Here is a 25,117-nt window from a genome sequence, read left to right on the forward strand (position 1 = left end):
CTATGACATATCAAGAAGAAAGGTTGCTATTTAATCAAAAAACACAATGTACTGTAGTCTATCACGATGGAAAAATCAAGGAAACCGATGCCAATGTATTCCAATGGAAAGTAGGAACTTCTATCTATGATGCACATCCTTTTTTTGAAATATTAAAAAGCTTTATTGAAGTATTAGAAAAAGAGGAGACTACTTATAATTTTCCTTGTATTCATCTAGAAGATGGTAAAATTGAAAAAATTTGTGATATAACAATAAAGATAAACACTCAGGAGGTTGTCATTCTTCTATTCGATTATTCTTCAAAATATCACGAACTTAATAAGATAGCCCAACAGAAAAACGAATCTATTCTTAAGAGTAAGAAATTAGAACTTAAGAATGAATATCTTCTTGAAAAAGAGAAATTTAAAAATAGTTTTATTTCCAATATAAATCATGAAATTAGAACACCATTAACCGGAATTTTAGGATTTATAGAAGTATTAGAAAAAACAAACTTAAATTTTGAGCAAGAAGAATTAGCTAGGATCATAAAGAGGCAAAGTTTACATCTTAATGCCTTGATTGAGGACATGGTGGATATTGCTAAGATTGAATCCGGTAAAATTAAGATTGTCGAAGAACGATTTCTATTTGTGAATCTTGTAGAGGGTTTTAAAGAAACTTATGCTAAGCTAGCCGAAGATAAAGGAATACAATTCGAAACCTACATTGATCACAACATCCAAGAATATCTTATCGGAGATAGAACACGTGTGTTTCAGATTTTAAACAACATTCTTAATAATGCTTTTAAGTTCACTGAAGAAGGCAAAGTAAGTCTTTCGGTAACTAAAAATTATCAACGCACCAATAAATTAAGCATTAGTTTTAAGATTGAAGATACTGGATTAGGAATACAGGCAGAAAACTTAGAGAATATTTTTGAAAGATTTACACGCTTTAATGAGGACAAACAAATTTCAGGCACAGGATTAGGATTAGCAATTGTAAAGGATCTGGTAGATCTACTAAGTGGAGAAATTAAAGTAACGAGTAAACCGGAACACGGAACCACTTTCGACATCAAACTACCTTTTAAGTTTGAAATTACGAAATCATCTCCCGAAAAGAAAAAGAAAAAATATAGTCTCCCGGAATCCAAAAAGAAATTCAGAGTACTACTAGTAGAAGATGAAGAAGCCACTCAGTTTTTAATTATGAAAATTTTGATCACTCACGGAAGTTTCTTTGTCGATGTAGCTATTAATGGAGAAGAAGCTATCAGCTATCTGGAAAGAAGAAATTATGATCTAGTCTTGATGGATTTAAAATTATCCAAGGTTGATGGATATCAGGCAACCCATATGATAAGAAACAACTATGGAGACAAAGTAATTTCTGAAGTACCTATCATTGGTTTTACGGCAAAATCTACTCAAATAGAAAGAGACAAATGTCTTAAATCCGGAATGGATGACTTTATTGCCAAACCGTTTGAACAAGAAGATTTAATTTACAAAATAGTTAAACAAATAGCTAAAAAAGCCGCTTCATAAAAGCGGCTTTTTTTATATAATTCATCGAAACGACAAAAAATTATCGGTTCATATTTTTAATTTCATCTGCAAAAGTATCTACGTCTACTTCTTTGTCTACTAAAGAAAGTGCTTTATCTACAACATACTTAGCATTATCTGGTCTAAAACCTAGTCCTATACATAACTTTTCTAATAATAAAACTTGATCATCTCCTTTTATATTATCCGCATATACCATTCTAGCCAAATCAAAAAGTCTTTCTAGTCTTGCATCGTAACTTGTTGGAGGGTTGATAGGACGAGAAGCGTAATCTTTTAATATTTCCTTATAATCATTCTCAGAAATATTAAGATTTCGAGCTAATCGATCTAAGAAAGCCCTTTCTTCATCCGTTATTATTCCATCACTCATAGCCACTCTAACGATCGCAGCAAAATGATCTTGATTTCGTTTTTGAAAACCACTATCAAATAAATCAGATATAGACATCATGTACTTTTTTTAATTTGCCGCAAATATAACTAAACTCTGCACCTTTTAAAATTTAAAACACCAGATTTTTATAATCAAAACCTATTCTCAATATATAGTTTTATTCACTAACCTATTTCCAGAATATCTCAATCATAGAGTAAAGAAGAATATTTACTTATTGTATTTAAAAAAAGTAGAACAATTACTAATACTTTCAAAAAAGTACGATAAGAAGATTACTTATTATTAACTTTCTGATAATTTTCAATTTTTGTTATCGAAAATGAGTAAACCTCCCTTACTTCAATTTACTGAAAAAGGAATCTACTGTGCACAAGCCAAAGTGTATATTGATCCTTGGAAACCTGTAGACAAAGCTATCATCACTCACGGACACGCAGATCATAGTAGATGGGGACATAAACAGTATATCACGCATCACACCAATATCCCAATCATAAAGCATCGATTAGGAGATATTAAAGTTAGCGGAAAAGAATATGGAGAGGCATTCTTAATAAATAATGTAACGTTTAGTTTCCATCCTGCTGGGCATATCATTGGGAGCTCACAAATTAGAGTTGAGCATAAAGGAGAAATATGGGTCTTTACGGGAGATTACAAAATTGAAGATGACGGTATTTCTGCTCCATATGAACCAGTAACGTGTCATACATTCATCACTGAATGTACTTTTGGATTACCTGCATTCAAATGGACTCCTCAAGAAGAAGTTTTTAAAAATATTAATCAATGGTGGGCAGAAAACAAGGTGGACGGAAAAACATCTATCCTATTTGGGTATTCTCTAGGAAAAGCGCAACGGCTTTTAAAATATTTAAATCCTGAAATCGGTAAGATTTATACACACGGCGCTATAGAGAATATGACTAATGTTATAAGACCTATGATGGATTTTCCAGAAACTACCTTAATCACAAAAGAGACTAAAAAAGAAGATCTTTTAGGAAATATAGTGATAGCTCCACCAAGCACTCATGGTAGTACTTGGATAAGAAAAATGGTGCCTTATGTAACTGCTTCTGCCAGTGGATGGATGACTTTTAGAGGAGCACGAAGAAGAAGAGCTATTGATAAAGGATTCGTGCTTTCGGATCATTGTGATTGGGATGGATTATTAACTGCTGTCAAAGAAACTGGTGCTACTAAAATTATAAGCACGCACGGATATACAGAAATATTCTCCAAATATCTTCGAGAACTTGGATACGATGCTCGTACAGAAAAAACTCAGTACGAAGGAGAACTAACTGAAATGGAATCTAAAAAAGAAAGTGAGGTTATCGAATGAAGTTATTTGCAGACCTCATTAAAACTTTGGATAGCACCAATAAAACCAATGTAAAGGTAAATGCGTTGGCTTCTTATTTTACGCAAGCACCCGAAAAAGATAAAGTATGGACTATTGCTATTCTTTCTCATCGTAGACCACCAAGACCTGTAAATACAACATTGCTCAGAACTTGGGCTTCAGAATTAGCAAACATCCCACTTTGGTTATTTGAAGAGTCTTACCATATTGTTGGTGATCTTGCTGAAACTATTGCTTTGGTAATTCCAGCATCAAAAGAAAGCTCTATAAAGACACTTACACAATTTCTAGAAGAGATGATAGCCCTTAAGAAGCAATCAGAAGAAGAAAAAAAGACATATTTACTAAAAAACTGGGAAGTATTAAATTACTATGAGCGTTTTGTATTCACTAAACTAATTACTGGTGGTTTTCGAATTGGAGTCAGTCAAAAATTAATGACACGAGCTTTATCTAAAGCTACAAAAATTGATGAAGATATTTTAGCCTATAAACTCATGGGAAACTGGGATCCAAATACCATTTCGTTTCAGGATCTGGTGTTAGAAGAAAAAGAATCCGACTTCCTTTCGAAACCTTATCCTTTTTATTTGGCTTATGCTGTGGAAAATAATGCTTCAGATTTAGGAAATGTTGAAGACTGGTATGCAGAACATAAGTGGGATGGAATTAGAGCACAAGTTATCATAAGAAATAATGAACTTTTTGTTTGGAGTCGTGGTGAAGAATTGGTAACCGACAAATATCCGGAATTTCAAAAATTTTTAGGCGTTATACCTAATGGCACTGTACTAGATGGAGAAATTCTTCCATATCCAAATGGAGAAATCGGGACCTTTAATGATTTACAAACCAGAATAGGAAGAAAAATAGTTTCTAAAGCTTTACTCGAAAAAACTCCTGTAATTTTAAAAGCCTATGATATGCTAGAATCGCAGGGAAATGATATTAGAAATCTACCCTTTTCTAAACGCCGTGATCTATTGGAAAAATTATTTCAAGAGACCAGTCATTCTCGACTAGATCCAGAATCCATAATACCACTTCACCTTTCTGAAAAAATGACTTTTAACTCTTGGTCAGCAGTTGCTAGTGAGCGTAATCGATCTAGAGAAGTACGATCTGAAGGATTAATGCTAAAAAGAAAGGAATCTCCTTATTTAGTAGGTCGTAAAAAAGGAGATTGGTGGAAATGGAAGGTAGATCCATTAACCATAGATGCAGTATTAACCTATGCCATGCGAGGGCATGGTCGAAGATCTAATCTATTTACGGATTACACTTTTGGGCTCTGGAACGATAATAAAACAGAATTAGTCACTTTTGCAAAAGCATATTCCGGTCTTACCGATGCCGAGTTTAAAGAGGTTGATAAATTTATAAAGGCAAATACACTAGAACGTTTTGGCCCAGTTAGAAGTGTAACTCCAGAATTGGTATTTGAAATTGCTTTTGAAGGAATTGCCTTATCTAAAAGGCACAAAAGTGGAATCGCGACTCGATTTCCCCGTATTTTAAGGTGGAGACAAGACAAAAAAATTGACGAAGCTAATACATTAGAGGATCTGAAAGTACTAATTCCGAACACTATAAAGGAATCACCATGACCCAAAAAGAACTCTTCAATATTGCAGAATCTTGGTTCCAACAACAACAATGGAAATCTTTCCCTTTTCAAAAGCAAAGCTGGAAAGCATTCTTACAAGGAAAGCACGGGTTACTAAATGCCCCAACCGGAAGTGGAAAAACCTATTCTTTATGGGTTCCTATTGTTCTAAACTACATAAAACATAACCCTGATTATCAAACGAAACACAAAAAAGGATTAAAAGCAATATGGATTACACCTTTACGAGCACTTTCGCAAGAAATTAAACAAGCTACAGAAAGGTTTGCGGATGATTTAGGCACACAACTTACTGTCGGAATAAGAACTGGGGATACATCCCAAAAAGAAAGAGCTGCGCAAAAACGATCCATGCCAGATTTACTCATTACCACACCCGAGAGTTTACAATTACTTTTAGCATCAAAGGGATATGACAAAACCTTTAAAGATTGTTCTGCTATTATTATTGATGAGTGGCACGAATTATTAGGAACAAAAAGAGGTATACAGATAGAATTAGCACTATCAAGATTAAAAACAGTTTCGAGAGATCTTCGAATTTGGGGGATTTCAGCAACTATTGGAAATCTAGAACAAGCTCGTGAAGTTTTACTTGGGTATCAATCAGATGCTTTGCAAAACTCAGTATTGATCAAAGCTACTATTAAAAAGAAGATTAAAGTAAAAAGTATCATTCCTAAAGAAATGGAAACCTTTCCTTGGCGCGGACATCTGGGCATTCATTTATTGGACGAGGTTATACCTATTATAAAGAGAAGTAAAACAACGTTACTTTTTACCAATACCAGAAGTCAATGCGAAATTTGGTTTCAGAAAATATTGCAAAAATATCCAGAGTTTGCAGGAGAAATGGCCATGCATCACGGCAGTATCAATAAAGAAACAAGACTGTGGGTAGAACAGGCTATCCGTAATGAATCATTAAAAGCTGTAGTATGTACATCAAGTCTAGATCTAGGTGTAGATTTTGCTCCTGTAGAAACCATTATTCAGATTGGAGGTCCTAAAGGAGTCGCTCGGTTTTTACAACGTGCGGGTCGCAGTGGACATCAACCTGGTAAAACCAGTGTTATTTATTTTTTACCGACACACGCGATAGAGTTGATAGAAGCATCTGCTTTACAACAAGCAGTAAAACATAATACAGTAGAAGATCGTATTCCCTATTTAAATAGCTTTGATGTACTAGTTCAATATCTTACTACATTGGCAGTTTCCGATGGATTTTACCCTAATAAAATTTATCATGAAATTAAAAGCACATTCTGCTATCAAGCGATTTCTGAAGATGATTGGAGGTGGATCCTCAATTTTATAACCATTGGTAGTCAAAGCCTCCAAAGCTATGATGAGTATAAGAAAGTAGAAATTCTAGAAGATGGATTATTCAAAGTAAATAATAGAGGAATTGCAATGCGCCATCGGCTACAGATCGGAACCATTGTTAGTGATGCGGTTTTGACGGTTAAATATCTAAAAGGAGGCTATATCGGCAGTATCGAAGAATGGTTTATTTCAAAATTAAAACCTGGAGATGTTTTTACCTTTGCAGGAAGAAACCTGGAACTTGTACGAATAAAGGAGATGAAGGTTTTAGTACGTAAATCTTCAAAAAAAACTTCTAAAGTTCCGAGCTGGATGGGCGGTAGATTGACACTAACATCCCAAATGTCTGAATTATTGCGTAATGAATTATACAAAGTTTCCTCTACTACTGACGAAAAAAAATCTACTGAACTAAAGGCACTTTCGCATATATTTAAAAAACAGAAAGAAGAAAGTATTATTCCAGGATCCAATGAGTTTTTGATAGAAACGTTCAAAACACGAGAAGGATATCATGCGATTTTTTACCCTTTTGAAGGTCGATTTGTACATGAAGCATTAGGAAGTTTGTTAGCTTACAGGATAAGCCTTTTATCACCAATTTCATTCTCCATAGCATTTAATGACTATGGTTTTGAGCTATTATCTAATCAGGAAATTGATATGCAACAAGTAATCGACAATAATCTCTTTACTTCGGATCATATGCATAGTGATCTTCAAAAAAGTTTGAATGCAACAGAAATGGCTAGACGTAAATTTAGAGATATTGCAGTCATATCCGGAATGGTTTTTACAGGATATCCAGATAAAATGCTAAAAAGCAAACATCTGCAATCCAGTTCACAATTGTTATTCAACGTATTTAGAGATTACGAACCTGAAAACCTCTTATATCAACAAGCCTTTATTGAGACTTTTGAACATCAATTAGAAGAAGGAAGATTACAAAAAGCCTTAGAAAGAATAGAAAATCAATCTATTATTTGGAAATCCTGTAAAAAAGCAACTCCTTTTTCATTTCCAATTATTACAGATAGACTACGAGAAAAATTATCAAGCGAAAAACTAGAAGATCGTATTAAAAAGATGGTAGCTTTGTTATCTAAAAAATAGTGAATTATTGAAATCACAAATTATACAGATACAAAATCAAAAATTTACCTTACATCCTACTGGAGTTATGTTCTGGGAAGAAAAAAGCATGTTATTGATTGCCGATCCACATCTTGGTAAAATATCTCATTTTAGAAAACACGGTAGCGCAGTACCACAAGAAGCCGTTCTCAAAAACTTTGAACAATTAGATACGGTAATTACTATTTTTAACCCTTCAACTATTTGTTTCTTGGGAGATCTATTCCATAGTTACATTAATAATGAATGGGTATTGTTTTCTGATTGGGTTTCTAAAACAAATCCTGAAATTCTTCTTATCGTAGGAAACCACGATATTATCTCGCCTCGTAAATACGAAGAACTGGATATCAAAATAGGTTCAGAATTGATTCTAGACAACTTTTTACTTAGCCATCATCCTGAAGAAAGAGAAGGACTATTTAATTTTTGTGGTCATATTCATCCTGGAGTACTTTTAGGTGGACTAGGTAAACAGCGTCTACGTTTACCATGTTTTTATCAGAAAGAGAATCAACTTATCCTTCCTGCTTTTGGAGAATTTACTGGTAATCACACACTAGAACCTACAGAAAAAGTTAAAATATATGCTATCACAAAAAAGGAAGTTATTTTAGTGCATCAATAATAAGATAGCATGCAAAATCAGAAACATCTCTTCGATCTATCACCAGAAATCACCTATCTCAATGGAGCTTATATGGCTCCACAATTAAAATCTGTTACCGAAATAGGTTTAAAATCTGTCCAAAGAAAAGCACATCCTAATGAAGTTTTACCAGAAGATTTCTTTACTGAAAAAGAAATTCTAAAACAGCGTTTTGCCACACTCATTGAAGCTCCTAATTATAAAAATACTGCGATCATTCCATCTGTTTCTTATGGTATTGCAAACGCAGCTAATAATGTTCCTATAAAAAAAGGAGATGAAATCATTCTGGTTGACGAACAATTTCCTAGTAATGTGTATATCTGGCAAGAAGTTGCCAGAAAAAATGAAGCGACAATCAAAATTGTTAGACCTCCTGTTGAATTAGAAAACAGAGGTAAGCGCTGGAATGAAAACATTCTGGAAGCTATCAGTAAAAACACAGTGGTAATTGCCATGCCACATGTGCACTGGGCAGATGGTACTTTATTTGACCTGAAAGCCATTCGCGAGAAAACCAAAACAGTAAACGCGATGTTAGTCATCGATGGAACTCAAAGTGTAGGTGCTTTCCCTTTTTCTATACAAGAAATTGAGCCAGATGCTTTGGTTTGTGGTGGTTATAAATGGTTATTAGGCCCCTATTCTATTGGCCTGGCTTATTACAGTGATGCTTTTAATAATGGAACACCAATAGAACATAATTGGATGAACCGGTATAATAGCGAAGACTTTTCTGGACTTACCAAATACGAAGATCGATATCAGGAAAAAGCAGCTCGATATTCTGTAGGCGAATCAAGTAACTTTGTATTAACTCCGATGATGATAAGAGCCGTCGAGCAATTGATAGAATGGCAACCAAAAAACATTCAGGAATATGGGAAAAATATTTCCAAAAATGCTATACAAAAACTCCGAGAATTAGGGTGTTTTATTGAAGATGACGCATGTAGAGCGCATCATCTATTTGGGATCTACCTTCCTAATCATATCAATGTAGAAGAGATTAAGGCAAAATTGAAGGAAGCACAAATTTTCGTATCCTATCGTGGAAATGCAATGCGAGTTTCTTGTAATGTGTATAATACCGAAGAAGATTTTGAGAAATTGATCAATTGTTTTGTATAAACCTGCGTTCGATATAAGAAAAATCAGGTCGTAAAGACACCAATTCATTCTTTTTGGATTAATCTGTGTGGGGCTTTTACACTACCTTTAGAAGCGTAAAATAATATCATGAAGAAAATATTAGCGATCCTTAATCTACTATCTGTTGTATTTGTAATTGGCATAAATTATATTTCACAAACATTACGTTTTAATAATACTACTGTAGGGGAACTCAGCAGTAAATATGACAACCTGTTTACACCTGCAAGCTATGCTTTTGCAATATGGTTATTAATATTTTCAGGTCTTATTGCTTATTCAATTTATCAAATCCGAAATGCCTTTTTTAAACCAGAAAAAGCAGATCATGTACTACAAACAGGATACTGGTTTTTTATTGCAAATCTATTAACCGGTTGTTGGGTTATAGTATTTACATATGAATACTTTGGTTTATCAGTACTTATAATGTTAGGTATCGTTTTCTCTCTTAGCAAGATTGTTATCAATACTAAAATGGAACGCTGGGATGCTCCTTTGGGTATTATAGCTTTTGTATGGTGGCCAATATGCCTATTTCTAGGATGGATTTCTGTGGCTACAATAGCTAATTTTTCTATTTATTTAACCAAGATTAATTGGGGTGGATTTGGTTTAGACGAGATTACCTGGACCATAATTATGGTAATTGTAGCCGTTTTGTTAAATCTATTTATGATTGTTAAAAGAAATATGCGAGAATTTGCTTTGGTCGGTGCTTGGGCACTAATAGCAATATATGTAAGACATAGTGGTGCCTATACTTCCATCGCTTACACAGCACTTACAGGTGCCATTATATTAGTACTTGCTGCCAGTGTTCATGGGTTTTTGAATAGAGCCACTAATCCTGGGAAAAAATTGATGGAGCGATTTAATTAAGTTGTTGGCCAACTATTTCTCTTTTAACTAGATACGTTGTCAAAATTTAACTTCAAAACAGGAAACGATGAAGTTTCTCATCAAAAACTTTAAAAAATAGTTAGTTTTAGTACGTATCACGACATAGAGGGTTGTCATAACTAAAAGAATGATAGTATATTTGTCTAAAATTATTGCTACGTGAGTAAAAATATAATCACGCAAACCTTTGCACAGTCTCTATCTCTTCAGAAACTGAGGAATGCTATTGCCCAGTCCGAAAGTAAAACGCATCTACAAGGTCTTATCGGATCTTCTTTATCCTTTGTTATTTCATCTGCTTTTGAGCAAGCGGACACCCCTTTTTTGTGTGTTTTTGATGATAAAGAAGAAGCGGCATATTATCTTAATGATTTAGAACAACAACTCGGAGATAAAAATGTATTGTTTTATCCAGGAAGTTATCGCAGACCCTATCAGATTGAAGAAACGGATAATGCTAATGTTCTTTTAAGAGCAGAAGTGTTAAACAGAATCAATTCTAGAAAGAAACCTGCCCTAATTATTACCTATCCAGATGCTTTATTCGAAAAAGTAGTGACTAGAAAAGAGCTGGAAAAAAATACGCTGAAGATTGCAATTGGAGATACCTTATCATTGGATTTTGTTAATGAAGTATTGTTCGAATACCAATTTCAGCGTGTAGATTTTGTTACAGAACCTGGTGAATTTTCCGTTCGTGGTGGTATTGTAGATGTATTCTCTTTCAGTAATGATGAACCCTATCGTATAGAATTTTTTGGAGATGAAGTAGATAGTATAAGGACCTTCGATGTAGAAACACAATTATCTACAGACCAGATTAAGAAAATTTCTATTATCCCAAATGTAGAAAACAAAGCGATGCAAGAAACTCGGGAGAGTTTCCTGAAATATATCGCTTCTAAAACTGTGGTTTTTGCTAAAGATATTGATCTACTTTCTGCAAGAATTGACAAAAACTTAGAAAAAGCGAAAGAAGCTTTTAAAACACTGTCTGAAGATATTAAACACGGAACTCCAGAGGAACTTTTTGCTTCTTCCGCATTAATCAAAAAACAATTACTGGATTTCACCTTAGTCGAAATAGGAAATCGACCACTGACCAAAGCTGATTATGCGATTAAGTTTGACATAAAGCCGCAACCTTCGTTCAATAAGCAATTTGATTTACTAATCAAAAACCTGAATAAAAACCACGAAGAAGGCTATAAGAATTATATCTTCTGTGTAAGTGATCAACAGGCCAAACGTTTTCATGATATTTTTGATGATGCAGACCTAGGTGTAAAACAATATGAAACGATCGTTTTTTCTGCATTTCAAGGGTTTATCGATCATGATCGTAAAATAGCTTGCTATACCGATCATCAGATTTTTGAACGATATCACAAGTTTAATCTAAAGAGTGGGTATGCAAAAAAGCAAGCGATCTCGCTCAAAGAACTTACTAATCTCGAAGTTGGTGACTACGTAACGCATATCGATCACGGAATTGGTAAATTCGGCGGGTTACAAAAAATAGATGTCGAAGGTAAAAAACAAGAGGCCATCAAACTAATTTATGGAGAAAGAGATGTTTTATACTTGAGTATTCATTCGCTTCATAAGATTTCAAAATTTAATGGTAAAGACGGTAAGCCTCCACAGATCTATAAGTTAGGTTCCAAAGCTTGGAAAACCTTAAAGCAAAAAACTAAAGCAAGAGTAAAGCATATTGCTTTCAATCTGATTCAATTATACGCTAAACGAAAACTACAAAAAGGATTTCAATACAATCCAGATAGTTATTTACAACACGAATTAGAAGCCTCTTTTATTTACGAGGACACACCTGATCAAAGTACTGCTACTGAAGCTGTAAAAGCGGATATGGAAAGCGAGCGACCTATGGATCGATTGATTTGTGGGGATGTTGGTTTCGGTAAAACCGAAGTGGCTATTAGAGCTGCATTTAAAGCAGTTGATAACGGAAAACAAGTTGCGATACTGGTTCCAACAACGATTCTGGCATTTCAGCATGCAAAAACTTTTAGGGAACGTCTTAAAGATTTTCCGGTAGTGGTGGATTATGTAAACCGTTTCCGAACAGCAAAACAAAAAAGAGAAACGCTAGAAGATTTAGCTGCCGGTAAAGTTGATATTATCATAGGAACACACCAATTAGTCAATAAGAATGTAAAATTCAAGGATCTTGGATTATTGGTTATCGATGAAGAACAAAAATTTGGTGTTTCGGTAAAAGATAAACTGAAAACCATCAAAGAAAATGTAGATACGCTCACCTTAACCGCTACACCTATCCCAAGAACCTTACAATTTAGTTTGATGGCCGCCAGGGATTTATCTACCATTACCACACCTCCACCCAATCGATATCCTATAGAAACGAATGTAATTCGATTTACAGAAGAAACCATTAGAGATGCTGTAAGTTATGAGATACAACGCGGTGGTCAGGTATATTTTATTCATAACCGTATTGAAAATATCAAAGAAGTTGCCGGAATGGTACAGCGTCTAGTTCCGGATGCTAAAGTCGCTGTAGGTCACGGACAGATGGAAGGAAAAAAACTAGAAAGTCTGATGCTCTCTTTTATGAATGGAGAATTTGATGTATTGATTTCTACTACGATCGTAGAAAGCGGATTAGATGTACCAAACGCGAATACTATTTTTATAAATAATGCCAATAACTTCGGTCTTTCGGATCTACACCAGATGCGTGGTCGTGTAGGTCGAAGTAATAAAAAGGCTTTTTGTTATTTCATTACACCACCATATTCTGCGATGACAGACGATGCCAGAAAACGTATCACCGCATTAGAAATGCATTCTGACTTAGGTAGTGGATTTAATATCGCTATGAAAGATCTAGAGATTCGGGGTGCAGGAGATTTATTAGGTGGAGAACAGAGTGGGTTTATCAATGAAATTGGTTTTGATACCTATCAAAAAATACTAAATGAGGCGATTGAAGAGCTCAAAGAAAATGAGTTTGCTGACTTATATGAAGATGATCAAAAGGAAAAAGTATACTTAAAAGATACACAGATTGATACTGATTTTGAGTTATTATTCCCAGATGACTATATCAACAATATTACGGAGCGTCTTAATCTGTATACAGAACTCAATGAGATTAAAAATGAAGAAGCGCTGCAAGCCTATGAGAAAAGGTTAGTAGATCGTTTTGGAGAAATCCCAGATCAAGCTGTGGATTTATTAAATTCTGTGCGTATCAAATGGATTGCCACCTCCATTGGTTTAGAAAAGATCATTATGAAACAAGATAAACTGATTGGATATTTTATCAGTGATCAACAATCGAGTTTTTATCAAAGTCCTATATTTTCTAGAATATTACAATTTGTACAGAAAAATCCAGACAAATGTAAAATGAAAGAAAAAAATACAAGAAACGGATTGCGATTATTATTGACTTTTGAAAACATAGATTCGGTGAATAAAGCATTAAAAGTTTTACAGCCCTTAAAACTCAAAACAGAAGTTGAAGCTTAGGAATTCTGATTTGATTAGAAATTGACAATCTAAAGATTCAGGATAAATCTTTTGTTTTACTTTACAAGTCACCTATTCAATCTACTCTATTTTCAGGGTTATTAGACGTGTTCTTCCCTTATCTTAATGAAAATCAATGGAGTTTACATACGTTTTGAATTAAATTTACGTTGAGAAGATTGACAATACATTTTTATTAAATTTGTTTATCACAAACACTCATATATAAATACTTTTTAAGAATAATCACTGGCACAAGTGAAACTAACTAATTCCCAAAACTGCCAAAATGAAACATTTAAAATTAATATTACTTACTGTATGTCTTTTATCTTTAAGCCATTACAGTTTTTCACAAACACATCCTTTTTTAATTATTACTGAAGACATGTATCCTGATCTACAGCAAAAATTTGTAGGTAACCGACAACCTTTTAAATATATAAGAGATGCAGCTTTCAGTAGATGGGACAATGACTTTAGTGATGGCGATTGGGGCTCCTTGTCCGGTACGTTAAACTATAATATGCTCTCTTATGTCTTAGAGCCTAATCCTAGTAATAGAGTTCAGTACAAAAATAAAATAATAAGTATCTTAAATACATGGCCTGATCAAGTTCCTTTTTTAGAAAGAAGAGGAGCCCATGCAAACTATGTAGATGCTGCATCAGCTCAATTCAATGCTATTATAGCATTAGATATTATATATAACGATTTAACACCAACAGAATTAGCCGCTGCCGAGAGTAATTTAGCTACTGTAGCTACTTGGTACCAAAACAATGAACCTGCTTGGAGGCTATCTTATTATGGGATAAATTTATTGTATGCCATCTATAAAAACAATACCGCTGAGATAACTAAGTGGAAAGATTTATACGATGCCTATTTATTTAATAAATCGATGATGCAAGATGGATCTTGGGGGCAATCCCCAGGATATGTATTTGCTAGAATGTTAGATACACGTATGTCAAAAACACACATTAAAGATGTTATGGAATTTACAGGTCTTGGAAGTTATTATAACGACCCTAGAATGAACTTGCTTTATGAATGGGCCACTACTTTTGCATTAACTCCTTTTGGAGGGTACACTAAATTTGGTGATACAGGTCTTACAGAAAATAGATTAGCAAACCACTCTGGGATCTATTATGCAGAAAGGCATGGTACTGATGTTGGAGGAATGGCTTATTGGCATCTTGGAAATAAGAATCCTGGATCCTTTAATAGTAGTAACCTTTTTATTTATATTCTTAAAGATATTAATAAACCAACTCCTATTATGCCAGTTTCTTTACTACGAGATCAATCGGGGGCTGCACTTTGGGATAAAACAGATTCTGAAGAAGCATTACAAGGAATATTGTATTGTTTAAAAAATGATCCTGGTCAAGATAATCTTGGTCATGATTTAGAAGATGTAAACTCTTTTGATATAACAGCATATGGACAACATATCGTCTTGAATTCAGGAGTAAGATACACTAATGCCGACGGATCAGGCTTTAATTATCCTGGATATGCTCCAGATGGAGGTCGTTGGAAAAGAGCTTCTCTCCAAAATACAGTTTTAATAGGTGATGATACACAACATTCCCAAACAGACGGAAATGGTTTAATTGATGGACTTGTTGGTGGAAACGTAGAATTTGGAACGACTGATGCTGGACCTGCAATCAATAATGGAACTCATTATAGAACATTACACTTCATTCATCCTATTCCTGGAGAATCTAATGGGTACTTTGTAATTTATGATGAAGTAGAACCCACAAACTCTTCAGATGATGTAACCATTAATTTTCAAGCAAATGTATTGGATGGAAATACTGTGACTATAACTAATAATCAGGAATACAATTTTCCTATTAATGCTATCATCAATTCTGAAAATCGAGATGAAACAGAAAAAGGAACTGTTTTCTTTGCCTCCAATCCCAACGTAACTCTTGCTAGTTCGTTTAAAGGTGATTTTGGACAAGGGTTTAAAACAACTCAAAATATTAAAGCGGTATACCAAGCACCTGCAGATGGCGTCATTCGTGCTACTACTTTAATTTTTCCTGAAGATGGTACACATAGCAAAGGATCTTTATCAAAAATCGCAAATTCGGATTACAGCGGTATCACTATAACTCATAATGCTAGTTTTATTGATACGTATTTGGGTTCAAAAAATACGATAAGTAATACCTATAATGATGTTACTTTTAAAGGAAAAACCGCTTTTTTTAGAAAAAAATCCGAAAATACGATTGCCTATTCAGTCACAAATGGCACATCATTTTTAGATACAAGCGCAACTAACGACTATGGGTTTACGGCTGCTATGCCTGTGAGTATAGTTATGGAAGAAAACTCTGGAAATATCCATGCTTTTAACACTACTAATATCACTTTTTTTAAAGAGGATATAACATCTGTTCAGATAGATGGTATCGAAGTCAATCCTATATTGGCTTCTTCTCATAGCATTGAAGTTTCTGTTCCTAGTGGAAGACATCGTGTCGAGTTATTTACTAATGGTACGTTATCTATCCCTGATACTAGCACAAAAGACACTAACATAAAATTATATCCTAATCCTACAAGAAATAGTATCACCTTAAATACTGCCGACAATTTGCAGGTTCATCAAGTTATTGTTTCTGATTTGACTGGTAAATTTATTAAGGATTTAGTTTTTGAAGCTAAAGGAACAAATACCTTTATTGTAAATATCGAAAACTTGCAAACAGGCATTTACTTTTTCCAAATAAGATACAATGACGGCAAAGGAAGTATCGTGAAGAAAGTAATTATTGAATAAAGGGTTAAAGCTTTACAACTTTTTTATTGTATTCATAGGAGTACTGAAAATTCTCGAATGATGTAAACATTAGTTATGTTTCATTACAATAAATGCTTTTCATCGATATAAAAATGTATTTCATCGACAGTTCAACTGATGATGGTCTTTAAAAATTGAGAAAACATTCATTTTATTTTTAACTTTATTTCGAATTATAATGACAAAACCAACTTAGATTATGAAAAGAAAAGAAAAATTCAGTTTTTTAAACGAATCTTTAGCAATACAACTAAATAATCATAAACTTTATACTATCAATTATTCGAATGTCGAAATAAGATTTGCTGAAGAGTTAGAAAGTTACAAAAATCACCCTGAACTTATCGATATAGAGGAATTTTCCATGAATTATTCATTTGGTTATCATTATAGTAATAACATCGATGATCTTTATAGCAAAGAAGCTATGTTTATCGAAGTTAAGAGTTATCTGAATAACTTAAAAATGTGTGCATAAATCACATGTACATTGCTGTTTCTAATAAAAACAGGTCCATACATTATCATAACTGACACTATTTTTTGTAAAAATATTGCTGAATTAAATAGTAACAACTTCTATTAGTTCTACTAGGGATAAAAAGGATTTAAATTTTATGATAAAACAGGCAGTCCAAAAACCACCTGTTTACATTTTTTGTGTTTTGATAATGATTAACCTATTCATTTTTATCCAGGTAATAGGATTATATCTGCCTTTTGAGAATCTTACCAAAAAAAAATACGAGATAGTATTCAAGTGTAGAGGCTGATCTTATTAGTATATATGAAACTAATAATAAACACCATTCATTTTCAATCAATGTATAAAAGATCTACTCCAGAATTTTTTGTTTTTATACCTGTTTTAGTCTGTGACCAAAAAATCCCGTTTCTAAAAGCATAATATATATTACTAGAACTGTTCCCTTCATATACCAATATCACTTGAGTTCCATTAGTAGCAATTCCTGGACGTTGATCTGTTTTAGCTAAATCCCTAAATCTCACTTCTACTTTTTGGAAAGTGTTAGGAATTAAGGCATTGCCAAAAGAAGATGTCCACATTTCGTTTTTATCTGTTCTAATCACAACATGATTCAATCCTCTGGAATCGGTTCTTGAAGTTATGGCAATATCCAAAGCATTACCAGGAGACTGAAATGCAGGAAAAGGAATACTAATATTAATGTTTAAGTCCTGAAAGTTTAACCCATCCACACTACGCAAATAATTTAGATGCACACTGCCTATCATAGCCAATAGAAATACTCCATTTTTTTGTATAATATCAAAATCGTTAAAACTCATGCTTGGAGTCACTGGTCTATTCGTCGTCCAATTAGTACCATCAAATTTGCTCATGAAAATGCGACCAGTAGATGTTTTTCCTGTATGAAACACATATAATTCTCCATTTTTGGATACCGTTCTAATTAATCCTTTCTCAGATGTTAACGCACCAGGAACTGTTCTTTCTGTACCGAAATCAGTTCCATTGTTCGAAACCGTATAATAAATTTTACCTGTATTACGACGACCTCTATATACAATAGCTACTCTACTTCCAAATTGAGTGCCACTAATATGTGTTTTAGTAAGACCAGCACCAGGAACATATCTACCAGATGTCCAGCTTCCTGTTCCTGGAATGCTATTAGAACTAATAATCTTATCATTTCCACTGGCTCCGCAATAAAATTGAAATCTATTTGGTAATGCTGTACTCTTTTGTGAGACTGTCGATATTTCTATAGAATCTTCCTCAAAAGAAAGTTCTTCCTGATTATTGTCACAAGAGGTAACAATCATTATAGATAAAAAAACTACTAATATCTGAAGCAGTTTTGGTATTCTTATTTTTTTCATTTTATAAAGGTTTAAAAAAGTTAATACCTGAACATTTAAAGACAATCAGGTTTTTGTCTCCTCTTCGCGAATGAGTTTAATTACTATCAAGTTCCTTATCTAAATTTTTGTTACCCACTTAATCAAAAGACATGAGTTTAGATATTAGAATAATTCCTATATTTCTAACTTTAAAAAAAACACAAAACTCCTGAAACCCTATATTATATTGAAGTGTCGGGTTAATGACGGGTCAAAGTCAAAACAAAAAATTTGAGATTATATCTCTTACAATTAATATTGCTGTATCAAATGAAAACAAGTTCTAGTAATTCTACTGCAGAGAATACTACTTCAACAGAAACTAAAAACTTAAAGATCATGGAACAGCCAGCATTAGGTATAAAAATATCAGAACTCAGAAAATCAAAAGGACTTACCCAAGAAGAGTTAGTCGAACAATGTAATATTAGTGTTAGAACCATACAAAGAATTGAAGCCGGAGAGGTTACACCGAGAAGCTATACGATAAAAACAATTCTATCTGCATTGGATTACGACCTAGAAAAAATTCAAACAGAAGATTCTAAAGTAACAAAAGAATTTAAAAAGATATTCCTACTTGAAATAGATGACGAAAAAGAAGCAAGTTTTCTGACAAGACAACTAAACATTGCCTGGATTAGTGGTATCATATATTTTCTGGTTGGTTTTGTAGAAATGATAGTAGATTATTACAGAATTGAGGAAAATGAAATGGTAATTGATCAGTGGCTATATATTTTTCTGAAAATAGTTTTAGTAACTTCTATTGTCCTTTTTACTCGTGGTTTTGTACTTACCGGTAAGATTTTTAAAAACTACTTGCTAAAAATAACTGCGTTCATGTTCATTTTTATTACGATCGTATTCTATGCATTTGACATTATATCCCTATACGTTGGTGATTTTGATTATCATATTGTTATCGGTGCAGAAGCAATGACCTACGGAATTATAGGAATCTTGTTTGGGATATCTGTTTTAAGGCTTAAGAATGGGTTAGGAACCATCGCTACAGTTACGGGGATTTTCGAAATCATTACCTACGCATTTATGACAACCGTATTACTATCTATCGTTGGATTGATATTTCTTACACCTACTATTTTATTAGAAATCATTCTACTTTTTAAAGTCTGCGAGATGATCAAGGCTAAAGAGAAAGCTATACTAGCCGATTAATTTAATTTTAACTTCTTCATCTACAGAATCATTGAATCCATATTCAATGACAGGAAATCATTTGTCAAATCTTAAACGAACATCATAATGAAAAAATGCATTATAATCACTTCTGTAATCTTACCAATACTTATGCTAAGCTTCTTCCTTTTTGAACCTATCATGACCTACACAACGGGGTGGAATTCTTTTCCAAACAGTAAAGAATTAGAGCCTATCTCATATCATAATGATGATACTTCAAAAAAGGCAGATAGTATTTTAAAAGAAATGTTTACGCATCTTAAAACACCTGGATTATCAGTTGCTATAGGAATGAACGGAAAGGCAATTTGGTCTAATGCAATTGGTTACCAAGATATTAAAAACGATAAAAAAATAAGTCTTGATACAAAATTCAGAATAGGAAGCACATCCAAAGCAGTTACTTCCATTGGAGTAGGTTTGCTTTTACAGAAAGGTAAATTAAATCTAAATTCTAAGGTCAAAGAATTCGTACCTTATATAAACGAAACACTGGCCGAAATAAAATTAAAACAACTAGCATCACATACCTCAGGAATACGAAATTATGGAACCTGCTTTTGCTTTCCTATATGGGAACATCTCAACAATGATGAGTATACAACGGTGCAAGAAAGTGTAGGAATATTTAGTGATTCTCCACTGCTGTTTCCTTCTGGAACTGATTTTAGCTATAGTTCTTACAACTATACCTTGCTCAGTGCTATGATGGAAGGTGCGTCTGGTAAAGATTTTCTAAGTTTTATGAAAGCCGCAATTTTTAATCCTTTAGGTATTAAACACATCAATGGAGAAACATCATCTTTATCACAAGAAAATATTTCAAAATTTTATGAAGTGGATGAAAACATGTATAAAGAAACTTTTAAAGTCAACAATAGTAATAAATGGGCTGGAGGCGGATTTGTTGCTACACCAACGGCTCTTGTAAAACTAGGGAATGCCTTTCTAAACTATAATCTTTTAAATAAAGCCACCACTGAAACCCTTATAGAACCAGTACAATTAGACACAGGAGAAATCAATAAACAAAACTATGCCATTGGATGGCGTAACAGCTTTACCGAGGAGATGTTTGACAATAATCAAAAAGTACAAATCATCCATCACGCAGGAACTGCTGCGGGTTCTACATCTGTATTTATTCTATTTCCGGAATATAATCTATCAATATCTATACTAATGAATCGAAGTGGCGCCACATCCGACTTATTTACCTACTCATACGAGCTAGCAAAAATATTTATAACCAAAAAATGAAGTGTCATCTCTCACTGTTTAATTGAACCAGAGCCAATAGGAGTGGCATGTGAAGATCAAAAACCAAAACTTTTATATTAAAAGAATAAAAAAGGGTCAGAATCTTAGGATTCTGACCCTTTTCAATATTTGAATTAGCCTAAAAATTATTCTTCTTTAATTAAAACGGTCCACCAACTGGTCTGCATAAACATCCCGCACAGATGAATGGATGGTCGCACTCGCTATCTGATTGGCATTCAGAGTTTAAACCTCCTCCTCCATTAACAGATTGTTGTTGTTTTTTGTTTAATTCTTTTACTCCTTGTTGAGTTAAAATTGATTTTAACATAATAATTTGGTTTTAAGATTAATTTGTATTGTGAGAGTAAGTTACAAAATAAAATAGGAAAATTCCCCTAATTTATTAATGATCTAAAATTAATACTCAATGCTACTTTCAATAATTCTTAGATTACTTGTACCGGCATCCGAGACATATAAAACTTTACCATTTGAACTTGCCAAAATTCCATTTGGAAAATTAAACGTAGCTTCAGAAATATCTCCATCATCATTACCCAATGTACTTCCTGCAAATACCTCAACTTCATTTTCTTTGTTAAGATTGACTTTATAAATCTTATGCTCTCCCAACTGAGTTGCAAAAAGAAAACCTTTCGCATATGTCAAAAACCCTAAAAAATTAGCATTTGGCCCTCCAGCAGGAAGCTCAGCAATAAAAGTCAGGTTTCCATCCTTGTATTTATAAATTTTTCTGTCGTTAAAATTTCCTATATACGTATTTCCTCTTCTGTCAAAGGCTATTCCGGCAGGCCCATTAATAGGCGCTCCTTCGTATAATTTAGTAATTGTATTGTCTTCTGATAATATATTAATCGTATTGGTATTGTACTCTACAAATAACATATCATTAGTCCCTGGGATTCGTTTTATACCAGCAGGAGAAATTGCAGGAATACTATCTAATTGCGTGCCTTCTTCTGAATACTTATAAATTGCGTTTCCAAAATTATCACATACATAGACCTCATCATCTTTGTTAATTCCAATTCCATTTGGAGAGACTAAACCATTTGCAAAAACGGTCACTTCTCTAGAAGGAGTCATTTTATACACTGTATTCCCTACAAAATCTGACCCGTATAAATTTCCCTTACGATCTATAGCTAGCCCATCATAAAAAGCTCCGTCTGTAACCGTTTCTACTGTCGTTGTTATATTGGGTACTTCTCCCGGTCTGCAGGAAATAAATAATAAGGAAAAAAGAAAAACGGGTATAACCATGGAAGAATACATTGCTTTTTTAAGTGTCAAAAAATAATTAACTGTTCGTTTCATTTGATGTAATTTTAAAAGTTATGCTCAAAATTGAATCAAAAGCGTTTAATAATCGACCGTGTGTATCCTGTAAAACCTTTTTTAACGAATATTTTCCTAAAGAAGCTTTATTTGACTATCTTTTTTGATGTCCTATACGTACCTGATGTTATAAGCACTGTATATATTCCCGAACTCCAAGTGCTGGTATTTATATTTCTTTCAAAAGCTTTGGTTTCAAATGGATTTGATTCTGAAAAAATTCTTTGCCCAAGCGTATCATATACCGCTACATCAAAACTACTTTGTTCCAGAAGTACTCCTTTTATCGTTAACATTTCTGTTGATGGATTTGGATATAATAGTAGGGAAAAGTCAGCTTCTTTTAATTCATTGATGCTAAGAGTTACATCAGAAATTATTCTGAGATTTTTTGTTCCCGCATCACTTACATATATGGTCGCCCCATCTGGGCTAGCCAAAATACCATTAGGAAGATTAAATGTAGCATCTGCAACATTTCCATCCGCATTCCCAATAGTACTTCCTGCATATATCTCGAGATCATCCACGTTTTGAGGGTTAATCCGATAAACACGATGCTCTCCCAATTGAGTAGCATATAAAAATCCATTAGCATATGTCAAGAAACCTAAAAAATTGCTATTGATCCCCCCTGAGGGTAATTGCGCTACGTATGTCAATACTCCATTATCGTACTTATGAATTCTTCTATCGTTAAAATTTCCTATAAATATTGTACCACTATCATCAAATGCTATACCAGCCGGGCCATTTAACGGACTCCCGGAAAATAGTTGAGTAATTGTCCCATCTGATGCAAGCAAGTTAATGGTATTATTACCGTAACCAACAAAAAGCATATCATCACTGTTCGGCATTTTTTTTATTCCAGCAGGAGTAAGCGTAGGGTAGCTAGCAAGTTCATCTCCCTGATCATTATATTTTAGTATTCTATTACTTTCATGATCACATATGTAAATTTCATTATTACTATTCACACCAATTCCGTTAGGTGTGTTTAGACCACTCACAAACGTGCTTACATTACCATTGACATCCAATTTAAAAACCGAATCACCTGAATAATCAGATCCATATAAATTTCCATTTATATCCAAAGCAAGTCCATCATGGAATAATCCTTCCATAACAGTAGTTACAGTTTGAGAATTTAAGCTAGCGGTTACTAATAAAAAAAGTAGAGCGTAGAGAGTTTTCATATCATTCATAATTTTTAAAATTAACTTCGAAACTAATTTCAAAAACTATGATAAACGACCGTTTGGATACAGTAATACTAATTTATTATACTATTCCCATTTTCTTTATATAATTACTTGGGGTATCATTCTTGATCATTTTGAAAGCTTTATTAAAAGTTGATTTTGAATTAAAACCCGAATCTAATGACAAAGCCAAAATGGTATGATTAAAGTGTTCTCCCTTTTGAATTTTAGAAATAAACTCTTGGACTCTATACTTATTTATATAATCATAAAAACTACAGTTATGTATATTATTAAGTAACCAAGATACATTGTTCGTAGAAGTATTTAGTTCTTCAGAGAGATCCTTTAATGTAAGTTCATTATTAAGATATATTTTTTTACGAACCATAAGATCTTCTAAGTTCTTTTTTAGTATTTCTAATTCTTCACCATTCAATCTCCCTTTTTGGGCTTCTTTTTTCTTTATGAGTGGAACTCTAAATATTTCAGGCTGTTTTAAACTAAAAAAACCTACGATATAAATAAATATGGGAATGGTCATCCAGATTAAATGATAGCTGATGAAACGCAACTCTTTAAACCTCATAAAATAGTTAGCATAGCTTATTACCCATAGCATCAAGAAAATTGAAATTCCAAATAAAAAAAACTTTAGGAAAGTCTGTACTTTCTGCGAATAAGAAAGATTAGCTTTTTCTGCTGTTTTATAAATTCTAAGTAGATGATATGATTTAATCATATACACCAAATTGCTTATCAAACCAACAGTCTCTACAATGAAATATATAAAGTTAAGAGTTCCTTGTCCAACCAAGATTTTAAATTCTTCTGTGGTATAAAATAATGTCCAACTAAAAAACACTATATGAACAAAAGCCGGAATAAAATGATACCACGGAATCTTATAATTTGGAGATTCATAAAAAGTTAATCTTCTTATATAGGTGTAGAATAAAGGTCCGAAAACAAAAATCAAAGTATCTACAAACCCTGCAATTCTGGAAAACAAAGGTCCTGAGAATCGTGGGTAAAATATTCTACCTACAAGCATTAGAGAAGCTATTAACAAAATAAAAGACAAAACCTTATTCGCTGGTTTGTTTTTATTATGAATTAATGAAAGTGTAATAGCAAGAAAAACCCCTTGACTAATTCCTAAGACAAATAATAAATCTACTATTCCAAAAGAATTCATATATGCAGTTAAAAGTTATATTTCAAATCTAAATAAATTTAGATATATCAGCGACCGATTGGGTACACAAATACTTCTTACTATAAACAATCTTATACTATAAAAGTCACAGTTGTTCTTAATTCAACAGTTAATAATTTAGTTTTAAGATTAATTTATATTCAACAATAGGATACGTACAAAAGAAGAGAATTCCCCTTTTTTAAAGAGTTTTTCATAAAACCTGAAGAATAATAAACGATTCTTCAGGTTTTGTTTTATTTATGATGCTTCTTATACTCCGTCACATTGCGCTCCTGCACCACCACAGTTTGAATTCATGTCTTGTAACGCATCAATTAATGTTCCTTCTAGATAGATATAGCCATTTCCACCTCCCTCAAATCCGCAAGTACATACAAAACGTTGTCCTGCTATAATTACTTTTTGTTTGCTCTTGGTAAGAATTTCTATACCTTCTAATTTCAAAATGTTTTGTAACATAATTTTTGATTTTAAAAATGATTAATT

At 33.2% G+C, this 25,117-nt stretch carries 19 protein-coding genes; 12 read left to right on the forward strand and 7 right to left on the reverse strand.

Features of this window, described 5'->3' with window-relative positions:
* Positions 1 to 2: 2 nt before the first annotated feature.
* Positions 3 to 1,541, forward strand: a complete 1,539-nt coding sequence (locus D1818_RS12730) for an ATP-binding protein (protein WP_118459383.1) — start codon at positions 3 to 5, stop codon at positions 1,539 to 1,541.
* A gap of 40 nt (positions 1,542 to 1,581) precedes the next feature.
* On the opposite strand, the gene D1818_RS12735 is transcribed toward D1818_RS12730, so the two are convergent.
* Positions 1,582 to 2,013, reverse strand: coding sequence for a TerB family tellurite resistance protein (locus D1818_RS12735; RefSeq protein ID WP_118459384.1), 432 nt, complete (start codon positions 2,011 to 2,013; stop codon positions 1,582 to 1,584).
* 268 nt (positions 2,014 to 2,281) lie between these two features.
* On the opposite strand from D1818_RS12735, the gene D1818_RS12740 reads away from it, so the two are divergent.
* From D1818_RS12740 to D1818_RS12780, 9 genes are all read left to right on the forward strand, one after another.
* Positions 2,282 to 3,310 (forward strand): ligase-associated DNA damage response exonuclease, encoded by a 1,029-nt coding sequence (locus D1818_RS12740; RefSeq protein WP_118459385.1) that lies wholly within the window; start codon positions 2,282 to 2,284, stop codon positions 3,308 to 3,310.
* Positions 3,307 to 4,938, forward strand: a complete 1,632-nt coding sequence (locus D1818_RS12745) for an ATP-dependent DNA ligase (RefSeq protein ID WP_118459386.1) — start codon at positions 3,307 to 3,309, stop codon at positions 4,936 to 4,938. The genes D1818_RS12740 and D1818_RS12745 overlap by 4 nt, the downstream gene beginning before the upstream one ends.
* Complete coding sequence (locus D1818_RS12750) at positions 4,935 to 7,403, forward strand: ligase-associated DNA damage response DEXH box helicase (protein ID WP_118459387.1); 2,469 nt, start codon at positions 4,935 to 4,937, stop codon at positions 7,401 to 7,403. Before D1818_RS12745 ends, D1818_RS12750 begins: the two co-directional genes overlap by 4 nt.
* A 7-nt stretch (positions 7,404 to 7,410) precedes the next feature.
* On the forward strand, positions 7,411 to 8,052 hold the full coding sequence (gene pdeM / locus D1818_RS12755; RefSeq protein ID WP_255424755.1) for a ligase-associated DNA damage response endonuclease PdeM: 642 nt from the start codon (positions 7,411 to 7,413) through the stop codon (positions 8,050 to 8,052).
* Positions 8,053 to 8,061: 9 nt separating this feature from the next.
* Positions 8,062 to 9,204, forward strand: coding sequence for an aminotransferase class V-fold PLP-dependent enzyme (locus D1818_RS12760; RefSeq protein WP_118459388.1), 1,143 nt, complete (start codon positions 8,062 to 8,064; stop codon positions 9,202 to 9,204).
* 108 nt (positions 9,205 to 9,312) lie between these two features.
* Entirely contained in the window at positions 9,313 to 10,107 is a 795-nt protein-coding gene (locus tag D1818_RS12765; protein ID WP_118459389.1) for a tryptophan-rich sensory protein, read from the forward strand.
* A 180-nt stretch (positions 10,108 to 10,287) separates the two neighbouring features.
* Positions 10,288 to 13,647, forward strand: coding sequence for a transcription-repair coupling factor (mfd, locus tag D1818_RS12770; protein WP_118459390.1), 3,360 nt, complete (start codon positions 10,288 to 10,290; stop codon positions 13,645 to 13,647).
* Between the two features lie 289 nt (positions 13,648 to 13,936).
* On the forward strand, positions 13,937 to 16,462 hold the full coding sequence (locus D1818_RS12775) for a T9SS type A sorting domain-containing protein (protein WP_118459391.1): 2,526 nt from the start codon (positions 13,937 to 13,939) through the stop codon (positions 16,460 to 16,462).
* 220 nt (positions 16,463 to 16,682) lie between these two features.
* Positions 16,683 to 16,961, forward strand: coding sequence for a hypothetical protein (locus D1818_RS12780; RefSeq protein WP_118459392.1), 279 nt, complete (start codon positions 16,683 to 16,685; stop codon positions 16,959 to 16,961).
* Between the two features lie 338 nt (positions 16,962 to 17,299).
* Here D1818_RS12780 and D1818_RS12785 read toward each other — a convergent pair whose 3' ends face one another.
* Positions 17,300 to 18,352, reverse strand: a complete 1,053-nt coding sequence (locus D1818_RS12785) for a hypothetical protein (RefSeq protein ID WP_118459393.1) — start codon at positions 18,350 to 18,352, stop codon at positions 17,300 to 17,302.
* Between the two features lie 291 nt (positions 18,353 to 18,643).
* Here D1818_RS12785 and D1818_RS12790 point away from each other — a divergent pair, with 291 nt between their 5' ends.
* Both D1818_RS12790 and D1818_RS12795 read left to right on the forward strand, forming a co-directional pair.
* Positions 18,644 to 19,555: a helix-turn-helix domain-containing protein gene (locus D1818_RS12790; RefSeq protein WP_118459394.1), complete on the forward strand. Its 912-nt coding sequence runs from the start codon at positions 18,644 to 18,646 to the stop codon at positions 19,553 to 19,555.
* Between the two features lie 87 nt (positions 19,556 to 19,642).
* Positions 19,643 to 20,839, forward strand: a complete 1,197-nt coding sequence (locus D1818_RS12795) for a serine hydrolase (protein WP_118459395.1) — start codon at positions 19,643 to 19,645, stop codon at positions 20,837 to 20,839.
* A gap of 160 nt (positions 20,840 to 20,999) precedes the next feature.
* Here D1818_RS12795 and D1818_RS25330 read toward each other — a convergent pair whose 3' ends face one another.
* From D1818_RS25330 to D1818_RS12815, 5 genes are all read right to left on the reverse strand, one after another.
* On the reverse strand, positions 21,000 to 21,170 hold the full coding sequence (locus D1818_RS25330) for a hypothetical protein (RefSeq protein WP_158597050.1): 171 nt from the start codon (positions 21,168 to 21,170) through the stop codon (positions 21,000 to 21,002).
* Between the two features lie 89 nt (positions 21,171 to 21,259).
* Positions 21,260 to 22,180: a hypothetical protein gene (locus tag D1818_RS12800; RefSeq protein WP_118459396.1), complete on the reverse strand. Its 921-nt coding sequence runs from the start codon at positions 22,178 to 22,180 to the stop codon at positions 21,260 to 21,262.
* Between the two features lie 107 nt (positions 22,181 to 22,287).
* On the reverse strand, positions 22,288 to 23,403 hold the full coding sequence (locus tag D1818_RS12805) for a T9SS type A sorting domain-containing protein (protein ID WP_158597051.1): 1,116 nt from the start codon (positions 23,401 to 23,403) through the stop codon (positions 22,288 to 22,290).
* An 85-nt stretch (positions 23,404 to 23,488) separates the two neighbouring features.
* Complete coding sequence (locus tag D1818_RS12810) at positions 23,489 to 24,607, reverse strand: AraC family transcriptional regulator (RefSeq protein ID WP_118459398.1); 1,119 nt, start codon at positions 24,605 to 24,607, stop codon at positions 23,489 to 23,491.
* A gap of 273 nt (positions 24,608 to 24,880) precedes the next feature.
* Complete coding sequence (locus D1818_RS12815; protein WP_118459399.1) at positions 24,881 to 25,090, reverse strand: hypothetical protein; 210 nt, start codon at positions 25,088 to 25,090, stop codon at positions 24,881 to 24,883.
* Positions 25,091 to 25,117 lie beyond the last annotated feature (27 nt).

It is taken from the genome of Aquimarina sp. BL5, assembly GCF_003443675.1.
GTDB lineage: Bacteria > Bacteroidota > Bacteroidia > Flavobacteriales > Flavobacteriaceae > Aquimarina.